At 70.8% G+C, this 13135-nt stretch carries 14 protein-coding genes; 9 read left to right on the plus strand and 5 right to left on the minus strand.

Annotated elements, in window-relative coordinates:
• Positions 1-302 precede the first annotated feature (302 nt).
• Entirely contained in the window at positions 303-662 is a 360-nt protein-coding gene (locus Pka01_RS18425) for a hypothetical protein (protein ID WP_203884027.1), read from the plus strand.
• A 55-nt stretch (positions 663-717) separates the two neighbouring features.
• The gene (gene grpE, locus Pka01_RS18430) at positions 718-1938 is read left to right on the plus strand and encodes a nucleotide exchange factor GrpE (RefSeq protein ID WP_203884028.1); all 1221 of its coding nucleotides are present in this window, start codon (positions 718-720) and stop codon (positions 1936-1938) included.
• Positions 1939-1948: 10 nt separating this feature from the next.
• On the opposite strand, the gene Pka01_RS18435 is transcribed toward grpE, so the two are convergent.
• Complete coding sequence (locus Pka01_RS18435) at positions 1949-2494, minus strand: RNA polymerase sigma factor (RefSeq protein ID WP_203884029.1); 546 nt, start codon at positions 2492-2494, stop codon at positions 1949-1951.
• A 74-nt stretch (positions 2495-2568) separates the two neighbouring features.
• Between Pka01_RS18435 and Pka01_RS18440 the strand changes: the two genes are divergently transcribed.
• Both Pka01_RS18440 and Pka01_RS18445 read left to right on the plus strand, forming a co-directional pair.
• Positions 2569-2871 (plus strand): hypothetical protein, encoded by a 303-nt coding sequence (locus tag Pka01_RS18440; RefSeq protein ID WP_203884030.1) that lies wholly within the window; start codon positions 2569-2571, stop codon positions 2869-2871.
• Between the two features lie 562 nt (positions 2872-3433).
• Positions 3434-5986: a DNA gyrase/topoisomerase IV subunit A gene (locus Pka01_RS18445; protein ID WP_203884031.1), complete on the plus strand. Its 2553-nt coding sequence runs from the start codon at positions 3434-3436 to the stop codon at positions 5984-5986.
• A 71-nt stretch (positions 5987-6057) separates the two neighbouring features.
• On the opposite strand, the gene Pka01_RS18450 is transcribed toward Pka01_RS18445, so the two are convergent.
• Both Pka01_RS18450 and Pka01_RS18455 read right to left on the minus strand, forming a co-directional pair.
• Positions 6058-6429 (minus strand): VOC family protein, encoded by a 372-nt coding sequence (locus Pka01_RS18450; RefSeq protein ID WP_203884032.1) that lies wholly within the window; start codon positions 6427-6429, stop codon positions 6058-6060.
• An 84-nt stretch (positions 6430-6513) separates the two neighbouring features.
• Positions 6514-7548, minus strand: a complete 1035-nt coding sequence (locus Pka01_RS18455) for an acetate and sugar kinases/Hsc70/actin family protein (RefSeq protein ID WP_203884033.1) — start codon at positions 7546-7548, stop codon at positions 6514-6516.
• Positions 7549-7705: 157 nt separating this feature from the next.
• On the opposite strand from Pka01_RS18455, the gene Pka01_RS18460 reads away from it, so the two are divergent.
• The 4 genes from Pka01_RS18460 to soxR all read left to right on the plus strand — a co-directional run bounded on the left by Pka01_RS18460 (position 7706) and on the right by soxR (position 10236).
• Positions 7706-8215: a beta-class carbonic anhydrase gene (locus Pka01_RS18460; protein ID WP_203884034.1), complete on the plus strand. Its 510-nt coding sequence runs from the start codon at positions 7706-7708 to the stop codon at positions 8213-8215.
• 127 nt (positions 8216-8342) lie between these two features.
• Positions 8343-9341, plus strand: coding sequence for an SPFH domain-containing protein (locus Pka01_RS18465; protein ID WP_203884035.1), 999 nt, complete (start codon positions 8343-8345; stop codon positions 9339-9341).
• Positions 9342-9374: 33 nt separating this feature from the next.
• Complete coding sequence (locus Pka01_RS18470) at positions 9375-9698, plus strand: hypothetical protein (RefSeq protein ID WP_203884036.1); 324 nt, start codon at positions 9375-9377, stop codon at positions 9696-9698.
• An 85-nt stretch (positions 9699-9783) separates the two neighbouring features.
• Positions 9784-10236: a redox-sensitive transcriptional activator SoxR gene (gene soxR / locus Pka01_RS18475; RefSeq protein ID WP_373318164.1), complete on the plus strand. Its 453-nt coding sequence runs from the start codon at positions 9784-9786 to the stop codon at positions 10234-10236.
• A gap of 65 nt (positions 10237-10301) precedes the next feature.
• Here the strand turns inward: soxR and Pka01_RS18480 are convergent, their stop codons facing one another.
• Positions 10302-11315 carry an aldo/keto reductase gene (locus tag Pka01_RS18480; RefSeq protein ID WP_203884037.1) on the minus strand — a complete coding sequence of 338 codons (1014 nt, stop codon included), beginning with the start codon at positions 11313-11315 and terminating at the stop codon, positions 10302-10304.
• A 114-nt stretch (positions 11316-11429) separates the two neighbouring features.
• On the opposite strand from Pka01_RS18480, the gene Pka01_RS18485 reads away from it, so the two are divergent.
• Positions 11430-12002, plus strand: a complete 573-nt coding sequence (locus Pka01_RS18485) for a TetR/AcrR family transcriptional regulator (protein ID WP_203884038.1) — start codon at positions 11430-11432, stop codon at positions 12000-12002.
• Between the two features lie 41 nt (positions 12003-12043).
• Here Pka01_RS18485 and Pka01_RS18490 read toward each other — a convergent pair whose 3' ends face one another.
• Positions 12044-13108, minus strand: coding sequence for a DUF418 domain-containing protein (locus Pka01_RS18490; RefSeq protein ID WP_203884039.1), 1065 nt, complete (start codon positions 13106-13108; stop codon positions 12044-12046).
• Positions 13109-13135: the final 27 nt, after the last annotated feature.

Below are 13135 nucleotides of genomic sequence, written 5' to 3' on the forward strand. Positions count from 1 at the left end.
GGGCATCCGCTGAAACAATGCGCCCTCCGTCGGCGTCCCCCTCCGTGACACACCTGTCCGGAATACGACGGAGCAACGCATGGACGCCTTCGACGCCGACACGCAGTGGGCCGACCTCGACAGGGACGGGACCGAGGACACCCTGCTCGTCGACAACAACAGCGACGGAATCGCCGACCAGCAGTTCACGGACGGCAACAGCGACGGCATCGCCGACTCCGTGCTGGACGACTACTCCGACACGTCGGGCTCCTCGGACTCGTCCGGCTCCTCCGACCTCGGACGCGGCGACCCTCACCCCGGTGGACGACTCGACGGACTACGCCGACTCCGCTCCCCTGTTCCCCGAGACGACGGCCGCCTACGTGCCGCCGGTGGGCGGCGGCATGGGCGGCTTCCTCGACAACCTCAACTCGCAGATGGCCGACGCGGGAACCGTCTACAGGTCGGCGCTCGACCCGAGCTCGGTCTCCGACGACGAGCTCGCCTCGGCCGAGGAGCGGATCGACAACGCGGCGCGGAACTCGAGTGTGCTCGAGGGCTACACCTACCAGGACCAGGTCTACAACGACGTGATCCAGCACGACCGCGAGGTCCAGTGGTCGAACCAGGCGCACGAGGCGGAGACCGACGCCTGGATCGAGGCCGACCGCGCCGAGTGAGACCCGGGAGAGTCGCCTCCGGCCAGGACGGCCGGCCCCACAGGAGGAGAAGGGCATGAACCCCACTCGACCCGGTCACCGTCACCGGCGAGGCCCCCGAGCGGCGGAGCCCGCGTCCCCGGCGATCAGCCGCCGGCGCATCGCGGCACCCGGCCTGTTGTTGATCATGGTCGTCCTCGCCGGATGCGGAGCGGGAGGGCAGGAGGCGGCGCCGGCCGGCCGCCCCGAGCCGCCGTCCGCCGTCACCACTCCCGTGGGGGCGGAGCCGTCCGTCAGCACGGCGGCCGCAGGCCGGGCACGGGACGGCCAGGCGGCCTCCCGTCAGGCACAGGACGACCCCGCGGCGGCGGGCGAGGCGACACAGCCCGACGGGACGCTGCGCCCGATCACCTCCCTCACCGCAGACGGGGCGGCCGCCCCGGTCGAGCCCCCTACGAGGACGCCCGACCCCCGGGTGACGGCCAAGACGACCGGCAAGCCGAAACAGGGTGCGGGCGGCGGGACCGCCACGCCCAGGACGTCCAAGAGTCCCGCGAAGGGCGGCGGGCAGACCAAGCAGAGCGCGAGCCCGCACCCGACCCCCACGGACAAGAAGACGACACCCGTGACGATCCCGCCCACCACCGCCGCGCCGGTGGACGCCGAGGGCTCCTCGGGCGGCCGGCTGGTGGGCGGGCTCGCCCTCGTTCTGGTCGTCGGCGGAGTGGGCGCGGTCTTCGTCGCACGCGGACGACGGGCTCCGCAGACGGAGGCGTGGCCCCCGGGGGTGCCGGCCATGCAGCCGTCCCATTCCGGTGGACCGGCCTCCGCGCCGTCCGCACGGATCGCCGGCTTCCCCGCGGCGGCGTCCGTGGGAACGGCCACGTCCTCCTGGACGGCCGCAGCCGGCGGGACCGGCCATCTCACGGCGGCTCTGCGGGAGATCGCGGCCGGTGGGGTGAGCGACGCCCTGGCACAGCAGATCGACCGGCTGCTCGCCGCAGAGCCCGGCAGGGACGCACTGGTGGACGCCTGCGTCCGGTTCAGGGACCAGCTCGGCGAGCGGCACCCCCTCCTGGCCGACCGCCTGCTCGACGCCCTGGGCCCCGCGGGAGTGCGGGAGATCGGGGCCGACGGTCAGCCCTTCGACGGGCGGGTGCACGAAGCGGTCGACGTCGTCCCGACGGCCGACCCCCGTCTCCATGACGTCGTCGCGAGCACCGAACGCCCCGGATACGTCGACGGCGACCGCGTCGTGCGCGTGCCGAGAGTGAGCGTCTACCGGCTGGAGCGCTGACGTGCCCGCCTCACCGCGGCCCGAGCGTCTCCCGCAGCGCCTTGCGCGCCCGGAAGATCCAGACCCGTACGGTGTTGAGCGGGACCTGGAGCCCGGCCGCCGTCTGCTCGTAGGTGAGCCCGCCCGCCCACAACAGCAGGGCCTCCTTGTGCGACGTGGGCAGCGCGGCCAGCGCGCGGCGCAGGTCGACCAGGCCCGCGACGGTCTCGTCGAAGCCGCTCTCCATGGCGGCGGGCTCCGCCGCCTCGGGGAACAGCAGGTCCTCCCGCGCCGCCCTGACCCGCCGCGCCACCGATCGGGCGGAGTTGCGCGCGATCACCATGACCCAGGCGGCGAACGGCGCGCGGCCCTCGAATCGGCCGAGGTTTCGCCACACGGCGATCTGGGTCTCCTGGATCGCGTCGAGTGCGTCCGCCCGGTTGTCCGTGAGGTGCAGGCACAGACCGAACGCCCTGCGCGCGACGGGGGCCCACAAACGCCGGAACGCCTCGGCGTCTCCTGCGCGCGCGGCCCCGAGAAGGACGTTCTCGTCGTCGCCGACTGTGGGGACGGACACGCGACCTCCCCCGGTGCGGGAATCTGCCACGATGAGATCACGCGGAACGCCGTACCGGCAGGGGATGGGCGGGCATGATATTCGACCGTAATCATGATCTCGACGGTGCGGAATCAATGGAGTTCCAGCGACTGCTTTACGACCCGGCCCTTTCTCCGACCGATGAAGAAAGCGCCGCAATGTTCTATGAAACCGTTAATTCACCCGACGACGGCCATTCCGATCTCGCCGAATATGATCGTTTCATTCCCGACCCCGGCGAGCCGGCGTACTGGGACCCCGGCACGGAGTTCTCGCACGACGAAGCCGCGGGCTGGGCCGACCACCATCACCCCCACGACGGCCACCGGCCGGGGGACGGAGACGGGGACGGATGACGCCGGACCCCTGCGATCGGCTCAGAGAGTTGTGCGACGCCACGATCGCCAAGCGTCTTCTTGCCGACGTACCGCTTCGGGTTGCGCTCCACCCGCTCCGGATGGCGGCCATCGACCGCTGCGCCACCCGTCCGGCGACCAGCACGCCCTGTTCATTGAGCAGAATTGTGGACGGAATCCGCTTTTCTCCCCCGATTTCAAGAATTTCTATACGGTCGTCCGTCGCAATCGCCCCAGCGGAGAAACTCGTACCTAGATCGACTCCCAGGCACCACAAAGCCATTCGAGGCTCCCCCACCCATATCGCGCGAGCACTGAGATGGATGGTCGCCCTTTTCCCTGGGGTTGGCAATGAATGGTGCTGAAATGATGTCCCGAACACGGAATGCGAGATCCGGCCCCGCGGGACATGCCTGACCTGTCCTGCCGCCGATGCGCGGACGCCGCCTCCCCGCCGATGCGCGGACCGCCGCCGGCGGGACGCCCGGCACGAGCGGTACCAAATCGGGCAGGAACCATGGCCGAGTCGCGACCACGCCTGGACATCGGCACAATGTTCGATATGGCCCGACGGACGACCACACCCACACCGGACGAGGAGTTCGAGGAGCGGATCGTCGACATCGACGTGTCCGCTGAGATGCGCGCGAGCTACCTGGAGTACGCCTACTCGGTCATCTACCAGCGTGCGCTCCCCGACGCCCGGGACGGGCTCAAGCCCGTCCAGCGCCGCATCCTCTACTCGATGAGCGAGCTCGGCCTGCGTCCGGACCGCGGCCACGTCAAGTCCTCCCGCGTCGTCGGCGAGGTCATGGGCAAGTACCATCCGCACGGCGACGGCGCCATCTACGACGCCCTCGTGCGCATGGCGCAGCCGTTCTCGATGCGGCTGCCGCTGATCGACGGGCACGGCAACTTCGGCTCGCCGGACGACTCCCCCGCCGCGATGCGGTACACCGAGGCCAGGCTCGCCCCTGCGGCCATGCTCATGGTCCAGTCGATCGACGAGGAGACCGTCGACTTCCGGCCCAACTACGACGGCCAGGAGACCGAGCCCTCGGTGATGCCGTCGGCGTTCCCCAATCTCCTCGTCAACGGCACCACGGGCATCGCGGTCGGCATGGCGACCAACATGGCTCCCCACAACCTCAGCGAGGTCGTGGCGGCGGCCCGGCACCTGATCAGGCATCCGGACGCGACGCTCGACGAGCTGATGCGCTTCGTCCCCGGGCCCGACCTGCCGACCGGCGGCTCGATCATCGGTCTCCAGGGCGTCCGGGACGCCTACGAGAGCGGCCGGGGCACCTTCCGCATGCGGGCCAGGGCGACGGTCGAGAACGTGACGCCGCGCCGCAAGGGCATCGTCGTCACCGAGCTTCCGTACAACGTCGGCCCGGAGCGCGTGGTCACCAAGATCAAGGAGCTGGTGAACGCCAAGAAGCTGACCGGGATCGCCGACCTCAAGGACCTCACCGACCGGCACAAGGGCCTCCAACTCGTCATCGAGATCAAGAACGGCTTCAACCCCGAGGCCGTCCTCGACGAGCTCTACCGGCTCACGCCGATGGAGGAGACCTTCGGCATCAACAACGTGGCGCTCGTCGAGGGCCAGCCGAGGACGCTGGGGCTGCGCGAGCTCCTGTCGGTCTACGTCGAGCACCGCATCGACGTCGTGCGCAGGCGATCGGCCTTCCGCCGCCGCAAGCGGGAGGAGCGCCTCCACCTGGTGGACGGCCTCATCATCGCGCTGCTCAACATCGACGAGGTCATCCGGGTGATCCGCACCTCCGACGACTCGTCCCAGGCGCGGGCGCGGCTGATCGAGACCTTCTCGCTGAGCGAGATCCAGGCCAACTACATCCTCGACACCCCGCTGCGCCGCCTCACCCGCTACGACAAGCTGGAGCTCGACCGCGAGAAGGAGACCCTCCAGGCCGAGATCGACGAGCTGACCGCGATCCTCTCCTCGGAGGACCGCCTGCGCACCGTCGTCTCCGGCGAGCTGGCCGAGGTCGCGAAGACCTACTCCACGCCCCGCCGTACCGTGCTGCTGGAGTCGGCCGACGTCGTGCGGACCGCCGCCGTGCCGCTGGAGGTGGCCGACGACCCGTGCCTCGTGCTGCTCTCGTCGACCGGGCTCCTCGCCCGCACGACCGACGCGTCCCCGCTCGGGGGCGAGGGTGAGCGGGCGCAGCACGACGTCCTGGTCTCCGTCGTCCGTGCCACGATCCGCGGCGAGGTGGGCGCCGTCACGTCCGAGGGACGCATGATCCGGGTGTCCGTGGTGGACCTGCCCGCGCTGCCTCCGTCGGCGAACCCGCCCACTCTGGCGGGCGGGCATCCCGTGTCCGAGTACGTCACGCTCGAGCCGGGCGAACACGTCGTCGGGCTCGGCGGGATCGACCTGGACGGCCCCGGCCTCGCGATCGGCACGGCACAGGGCGTGGTGAAGCGGGTCGTGCCCGAATACCCCGCCAACCGCGACGAGTTCGAGGTCATCGGCCTTCGCGAGGGCGACACCGTGGTGGGCGCCGTCGAGCTGACCTCGGCCGACCACGACCTCGTGTTCATCACCTCGGACGCCCAGATGCTCCGTTACCCGGCGTCCCAGGTGCGACCGCAGGGCCGTCCGGCGGGCGGCATGGCCGGCATCCGCCTGGAGGGCGACGCGCGCGTCATCTGGTTCGGGTCGGTCGACCCGTCGCTGGAGGCGCGGGTCGTGACGGTCGCGGGGTCGGCGACGGCCCTCGCCGGCACCCAGACGGGCGCGGGCAAGGTGTCGGATTACGCGGACTTCCCGGCCAAGGGCCGCGCGACGGGCGGCGTCCGCGCCCAGCGGTTCCTGAAGGGCGAGGACACGCTCCTGCTCGCCTGGGCGGGCCCCGCGCCGGCCAAGGCCGTCTCCTCGACGGGCAAGCCCGTCCCCCTGCCCGAGGAAATCGGCCGCCGGGACGGCTCCGGCGTGCGGCTCCTGCACGGGGTCGCGGCCGTCGGCGGCGCGCTCGGGGCCGGCCCCGGCTACACGGGTTCGGCGCACGCCGAGGGCGCGGACGGTGCCGCATCACCCTCGGACGGCACGCCGGACGAGCAGTCGGAGGCCACGCAGATCTTCTAGCCCGGCGGCGATCCGCTGAGCGGCACCGAGCCGCCGAGGTCGGCGCCGTGCCGCCTCGGCGTCGGCGCCGCTCAGTCGTCGACGCACAGGCAGAACGGGTGACCCGCGGGGTCGAGGAAGACGGTGAATCCGTCGTCGGCCCCGGGCTGGTGGGCGTGCTTGACGGCCCCGAGCGCCAGCACCGCGGCCTCCGCCTCGGCCAGATCGTCGACGGTCACGTCGAGGTGGAACTGCTGCGGGTGCTCGGGGTCGGTCCAGACCGGCGGCTTGTGGTCGGGCGCCAGCTGGAAGCACAGGCGGATCGGCCCGCCGTCGGAGACCGTGACCCAGTCGTCGTCGACCCGTACGATCTTCCAACCCACCAGGGCGGCGTAGAAGTCCGCCAGCGCCTTCGGGTCCGGGCAGTCGAGCACGATCGACCGCATCCGTGCGATGCCGCTCATCGCCTACCTCCTTCGGCTCACCGGTCGGACCCTACATCGGCGTTCCGGCCGGCGCCGGTGCGCGGAGACGGGCGCGTGGGCTTCTCAGATCTCGTCCCGGCTCCGGGTCGAGAGGCCGTACGACTCGGCGACCGGATTCCACAGGTCGACGAAGGCGGCCTTCGCGGCGCCGGCGTCCTCGGAGTAGGAGACGCCGTCGTCGTACGACGAGTAGTCGGTGATGCTGCCGCTGCAGCCGTCGTCCTGGTACGACCAGCCGGCGTCGTGGAACGCCTCGTCCGCGGCCGCTGAGTCCTCCAGCAACTCGACCAGATGGTCCCGCAGCGAGTATCCGTCGTCGAGCGCGTCGACCTCCAGGTCCCGAGCGGTGCTCGCCTGGCTATCACGATCGTCGCCGATGCTCGACACGGTGCTGAGCGCGCCGTCCATGTCCCGGCAGGCCGACAGGTCGCTGATGGCGGTGGAAAGGCCGGACCGCGAGGAGGCGCTCTCGTCGAGGAGGTCGTCGATCGCCTCGGCCTGGTCCTGCCCGTCGTCGTACTCCGGCGTGGGAGTGTCCGCCACGGAAAGTCCGTCCGGGGAGGGGGGACTCGTACGGGGTCGGGGTGTACGAATCGGACGGGGAGTCTGACGGCGAGGCCGGAGGGCTGGACGTATACCCGGGCGAAGGGCTGACCGTCGAGCCCGAGGACGGCCCGCTGTTGGCCGCCGCTGCGCGACCGCCTCCGCGTCGTCCCCTGTGTCGTGCCCTGTGTCGTCCCCGGTGCCGGCCCCGGTGCCGGCCCCTGCGCCGGCAGGGCCCGGGCCGAGGGCGGCGACGGCGGCGCCGGAGGTCTCGACGCGGACCCTGGCCCGGTCGAATCCGGCGGCGACGGCGGACTCCGCCATCTCACCGCGCCGCTGCCCGTCCCACGACGCGGGCACCGCGATCACCACCATCGCCGGGGTTCCCGGGACCCGCGCCTGAGCGCGGACCCGGAGGAGGCCGAGGACGCGGGCGGGGATCTCGCTTCCGATCGGCTCGGGATCTCCGATCCCGGTGTGGCTCCCGGGCCTCTCTCCGACCACGAGGGCCGCGTGCGTGGCGCCGAACTCGATTCCGTATACGAGATCCGTCACGACTCTCCCAGTGGCTCGGTGCGCGGTGGTCGAACGAGCCGGACCCCCGTATATCGGTGTGCTCAGCCCGGCTGCTACAGGCCGTTTCGGCATCCCGGGTTCCGATCACCGGACCCCCACCAAACGAACGAAATGGACATGAGAGAACATCAATCCCATGACCGGTGCTTTCGATGATCTGCTGGCCGCCAACGAGACGTACGCGAGCACGTTCTCGCAGGGCGATCTGACCGGGCGTGCCGCCCGCGGGCTCGCCGTCGTGACGTGCATGGACTCGCGGATCGACCCCCTCGGACTACTCGGGTTGCGCGCGGGAGACGCCAAGATCCTGCGCAACGCCGGTGCCCGCGTCACCGACGACGTGCTCCGCACGCTCGTGCTCGCGGTGTACCTGCTCGGCGTGGACCGTGTCCTCGTCATGCCGCACACCGACTGCCGGATGTCGAAGTCGACCGACGACGAGGTCCACCGGCTCATCTCCGCGGAGTACGGCATCGACACCCGGAGCCTGGAATTCCAGACCGTGCGCGACCAGGAGGAGACCCTCCGGCACGACATCACCCGGATCATGACCAGCCCGTTCCTGCCAGCGAACCTCACCGTCGGAGGCGCGCTGTACGACGTCCGCACCGGCGCCCTGCGACTGGTCGAGACTCCGCGCCCATAACCGTTCCGCACGGCGTCAGGGGGCCGTACAGAAGCTGGAACCCCGGCTTCTGCTGCTACGTTCTCCTGCTGAGTGGATCATCTCCTCGTGGTCCACCGGCCCCCCGACCCGTCGAAGGAACCCGCCGATGTCCCCCACATCCGTCCGCACGGCGACCGGCGGCTTCCGGTCCCTCCGCAGAATCGCCATCCTGATCGTCATCGCGCTCATCGTCGTCGCGGTGCCGACCGTGATCGGGGCCTTCCACGGCTTCGAGCGCACCAGCGGAGGCGAGGTGGCCGTCGTCCGCAACGGCGGACTGCTCGACGACAACAAGGTCCGCCAGGTCATCGATCCCGCTTCTGGCGTCACCTGGGTCGGATGGTGGTCCCAGCTCCACCGGTATCCGGCGCAGCAGCGCTTCTACACGATCACCTCGGTCGGCCAGGGTGAGCGCTCCGGCGTCGACGTGGTCACCGTGCCGAGCAGCGACGGCGTCAACATGGGCATCGAGGGCACGGTGTACTTCGCGCTCAACCTCGACCACGCGACGCTCAAGTCGTTCGACGACAGGTACGGCACGCGGACCTACCGCAGCGTGGCGGGCGGCACCTACTACCCGTGGGACGGCGACGCGGGCTGGTCGGCGTTCCTCGACCAGATGATCCGCCCGGTGATCGACAACGACCTGCGGACGGAGGTCAACAACTTCCGCTGCGCCGAGCTCGTGTCCTCCTGCACGCTCGTGCAGAACAACACCGATCCGCAGAGCGGCCTGCCCCAGCAGGGCAACAACGCGAACATCGCGAAGATCCAGGACGCGGTGAACACGAGCCTCGCCGAGGACTTCAAGTCGACGCTGGGCGGGGAGTTCCTGACCGACATCCACTTCAACCTCTCCCGCGTCACCCTGCCGCCCGAGGTCCAGGCGGCGGTCGACAAGGCGCAGGCCGCCTTCGCGCAGGTCAGCGAGGCCCAGGCCAGGGTCGCCTCGGCCCGCGCCGAGGCGGACGCCAACAAGGCACGCCAGGACGGCTACAACAGGTGCCCCACATGTGCTGAGATCGAGAAGCTCAAGGCGCTTCCGCAGGGCATCACGGTGTACGCCCCCGGCAACACCGGCGGCGTCGCGCTGCCCACCAAGTGACGCACTGACCCACGGCGAAGGAGGGAGGACCCGATGCGGCTGTTCGCCCTCCCCGTGGCGCTGATCGTGGTCGCCGCCCTGATCTACCTCCTGGTGGTCCTCCTCCGGGGGTGGAGGAGGGCGGCGCCCGACGACGCCCGCGGCGCGCCTCGCTGGGAGGTCGACACGGTCATGGAGGACGGCTGGACGCTGATCATCGTCAAGCGGACCGCCCACGGCCGGCGTGGCCCGGTGGAGCTCACGCGCCAGACCGTCCGGGCCATCCCCGACGACGACGCCCACTGGGACGAGCGTTACCGCGAGGCGATGGTGGAGGCCCGTGCCCGCGTGGCCACGTTGGAGATCGAGTCGAGCTGACCGCCGGGCCCCACGGGCACGTGTCCGTCGGCGGACGATCCGTGAAGATACTTCAACAATGGTTCAGGTTCGCTAGCGTGGGGCCGTGACTGTGTCCTGGCAGGCCCGCGAGCTCACGGTCGGCGATCTGGCGGACCGGAGCGGCGTCCCTTCGTCGGCTCTCCGGTTCTACGAGCGCCAGGGCCTCATCCGGAGCCGCCGGACGAGCGGCAACCAGCGGCGTTTCACCCGTGACACCCTTCGCCGGGTCGCCTTCATCCGGGTCGCCCAGCGTGTCGGCATCCCGCTCAGCCGGGTCAAGGAGGTCCTCGCCCTGCTGCCGGAGGAACGCACCCCGAACCGCGAGGACTGGGCGCGCGTGTCCGCGTGGTGGCGCGACGACCTCACCGACCGCATCGAGCACCTCCAGCGACTGCGGGACGACCTCACCGAATGCATCGGATGCGGCTGCCTGTCGATCGACCGGTGCGCCCTGGCGAACCCGTGCGACACCCTCGGCGACGAGGGCCCCGGCGCACGCCGCCTGCTCGGCCCCTGAGGTGCCCGGCGGGCCCCTCAGGGGCCTCTCCCACCGCGCTGCGGCTCCAAGGCGCCTGGGGCCCGCTACCGGGGCGTGCTCATGCCGTTGACGATCGTGGTGCCGGCGGATCGGGAGATTTCGTCGAGGTGCGCGATCGTTTCTGACGGCAGCTCCTTGGCGAGCCCGGCGAGGTTCCCGTGGAACTGCTCGAGCGTGCGGGGTCCGATGATGACGGACGTGACGCCCGGCCTGTGCCGTACCCATGCCAGTGCGACGGCCGCCGGAGTCATGCCGAGTTCGGCGGCGGTCTCGACGACGTGGCCGGCGATGTCGAGGTTCGGTTCGTTGAGCAGGCCGTCGGCCCAGGCGCGGGCCATGGGCAGCGCGGACGCCTTCAGCCGGCCCATCCGGCTGTCGGCGTCGGGGACGACGCCTCGACGGTAGCGGCCGGTCAGCACGCCGCCGCCGAGCGGAGACCAGACCAGCGTGCCCAGACCGTGCCGCCGGCAGGCCGGCAGGATTTCCGCCTCGATGCCGCGGGCCACCAGCGAGTACTGCGGCTGGAGGCTGATGAACGGCGCCGCGTTGGTGCGCTGCGCCGCCCACTGGGACTCGACGATCTGGGCCGCGGAGAAATTGGAGCAGCCGAGATAGCGGACCTTGCCGGATCGCACGAACCCGTCCAGGGTGGCCATCGTCTCCTCGATGGGAGTGGAGTCGTCCCATTGGTGACACTGGTACAGGTCGATGTAGTCGGTGCCGAGCCGCCGCAGACTGGACTCCAGCGCCTTGGTCAGGTGGATCCTGGACAGTCCCCTGTCGTTCGGGCCCGGCCCCTGCGGGAGGAACGCCTTGGTGGCCAGCACGACCTGGTCCCGTCTGCTCTTGACGGCCCGGCCGACGATCTCCTCGGACTGGCCGCCCGTGTAACCGTCGGCGGTGTCGATGATGTTGCCGCCGGCATCCAGGAAGGCGTCGACGATGCGAGCCGCCTCGGTTTCTTCGCAGGCGCCGCCGCCGGAAGTGCCGAAGTTCATCGTTCCCAGACATGCCCGGGAGACCGTGAGGCCCGAGCGGCCGAGCGTCGTGTATCGCATGGGGAGGTCCTTCGTCCGCGAGGTGACCGGTTGACCGGCTAAGATCGGAACAGCTGTTCCGGTTACGGAACATACGGAACAGCTGTTCCGGTTGTCAACGCGTCGAGGAGGACGATGGGCGGGGAAGCCAGGCCGTTGCGCGCCGACGCGCAACGCAACCGGGAGCGGATTCTGGACGCGGCCGAGGTCGTCGTCGCCCGTGACGGCTTGTCCGCCTCGATGCGGGCGATCGCCCAGCACGCGGGTGTGGGGCTCGGCACGATCTATCGGAACTTCCCCACCCAGGAGGCCCTCTACGCAGCGGTGATCATCGACCGTACGCAGCGGCTCATCGACGAGGCGGACACGTCGCTGGCCGCGGATGATCCGGGTGCGGCGTTCTTCGATTACTTCACTCGCATCGTGGTGGACGCGACGCGGAAGAAGACCTTGGCCGACGTGCTGACCCAGGCCGGCGTCGACCCCAAGGCCGGGACGGCGGACGTCAGCCGGGACATGAGAAACGTCATCGAGAGGCTGCTGGTCCGCGCCCAGGAGGCGGGCGCGGTCCGCCAGGACCTGCGCATGCCCGAGCTGCTGGCCCTGCTCGCGGCCGCCTGCCTGGCCGCCGAACGCAACCAGTGGAGCGAGGAACTGCGCGCCAGGACGTTGGCGTTCGTCTTCGACGGGCTGCGCTCACAACGCTGACCCGGGTCTCGCCTCATGGCCGGCCCGGGTGAGCTCGCCGGTCAGGACGTACGGCGCAGGGGCGGGCGCTGCGCCCAGGTGGCCCAGCGCCAGAGCCATTCCAGGGGCCCTTGGCGGTAGCGGCTCAGCCAGAGCGTGGACACCAGCCACTGGGGGACGAGGATGGCGCCGGAGATCAGCAGCACCGTCGCCGAGGACCAGCCGTCCGGAGAGCCGCCGACGAGACGACCGGCCAGCAGGACGAGGAGCGTGGCGCACAGGTAGTTGGTCAGCGCCATCCGGCCCAGGGGTGCGAAGACCCTCTGGAGCACCGGCCGGAGCGGCGTCCTGAGCAGGAGCAGGAGAGCGCACACGTACGCGCCCGCCGTCAGCAGGCCGGCGAGGCCGAACCAGGTGCCGAAATCGTCCCTTCCCGCGGCGCCGGCGTCGATCTGCATCCATACGGCGGGCACCGCACCCACCGTGAAGACCAGGCCGAGCACGGCGGGGACGCGGAAGGAACGCTCGATCCGGCCGATCACGCCGTACCGGGTCAGCGCCGAGCCCAGCAGGAACAGCCCGGGCACCAGCACCACGCCGTTGCTGCCGGTGATCGGCGGCAACGCGACCAGTACGGCGGCGAGCCCCGCGACGGCGCTGCGCGGCAGCCAGGTCGAGGGCAGCAGCACCAGCAGGCCGACGACGGCATAGATGGTCAGGATGTCGCCCCGCCACAGCAGGAACATGTGAGCCAGGCCGATGGCGAGCAGCACCAGGAGCCGGCGCAGCAGGAGCACGCGCGGACGGGCGACACGGGCTCCCGCGGAGTCCAGCAGCAGCGAGAAACCGACGCCGAACAGCAGCGAGAAGATCGGGAAGAAGCGCTGGTCGACGAACAGCCCGAGCCCGAACCAGGAGCCGTCCGGACTGTCCGTCACCACGGCCTGTGTGGCGGACGCGCTGTGGAGCATGTGCGCGATCGGTTTGACGTTGGCCAGCAGGATCCCGCACAGGGCGAACCCGCGCAGCACGTCGAGCGCGGCGATGCGCGGGCGGCCGGAGGGCGTCGTCGTGGGCTCCCCGGGCCTTCCGGCCTCCGCCGCAGGAGAGAGCGTTTCGTGTGTCATGGGGCCCCAGTCTGCGACCCCGGTTCA

The sequence above is a fragment of the Planotetraspora kaengkrachanensis genome (genome assembly GCF_016862895.1).
GTDB classification, from domain to species: domain Bacteria; phylum Actinomycetota; class Actinomycetes; order Streptosporangiales; family Streptosporangiaceae; genus Planotetraspora; species Planotetraspora kaengkrachanensis.

Coding starts and splice junctions, on each gene's coding strand:
- Pka01_RS18490 (WP_203884039.1), bottom strand. CDS start 13,108: ATGACACACGAAACGCTCTCTCCTGCGGCGGAGGCCGGAAGGCCCGGG.
- Pka01_RS18460 (WP_203884034.1), top strand. CDS start 7,706: ATGACCGGTGCTTTCGATGATCTGCTGGCCGCCAACGAGACGTACGCG.
- Pka01_RS18485 (WP_203884038.1), top strand. CDS start 11,430: ATGGGCGGGGAAGCCAGGCCGTTGCGCGCCGACGCGCAACGCAACCGG.
- Pka01_RS18480 (WP_203884037.1), bottom strand. CDS start 11,315: ATGCGATACACGACGCTCGGCCGCTCGGGCCTCACGGTCTCCCGGGCA.
- Pka01_RS18450 (WP_203884032.1), bottom strand. CDS start 6,429: ATGAGCGGCATCGCACGGATGCGGTCGATCGTGCTCGACTGCCCGGAC.
- Pka01_RS18465 (WP_203884035.1), top strand. CDS start 8,343: ATGTCCCCCACATCCGTCCGCACGGCGACCGGCGGCTTCCGGTCCCTC.
- Pka01_RS18445 (WP_203884031.1), top strand. CDS start 3,434: ATGGCCCGACGGACGACCACACCCACACCGGACGAGGAGTTCGAGGAG.
- Pka01_RS18440 (WP_203884030.1), top strand. CDS start 2,569: ATGATATTCGACCGTAATCATGATCTCGACGGTGCGGAATCAATGGAG.
- grpE (WP_203884028.1), top strand. CDS start 718: ATGAACCCCACTCGACCCGGTCACCGTCACCGGCGAGGCCCCCGAGCG.
- Pka01_RS18470 (WP_203884036.1), top strand. CDS start 9,375: ATGCGGCTGTTCGCCCTCCCCGTGGCGCTGATCGTGGTCGCCGCCCTG.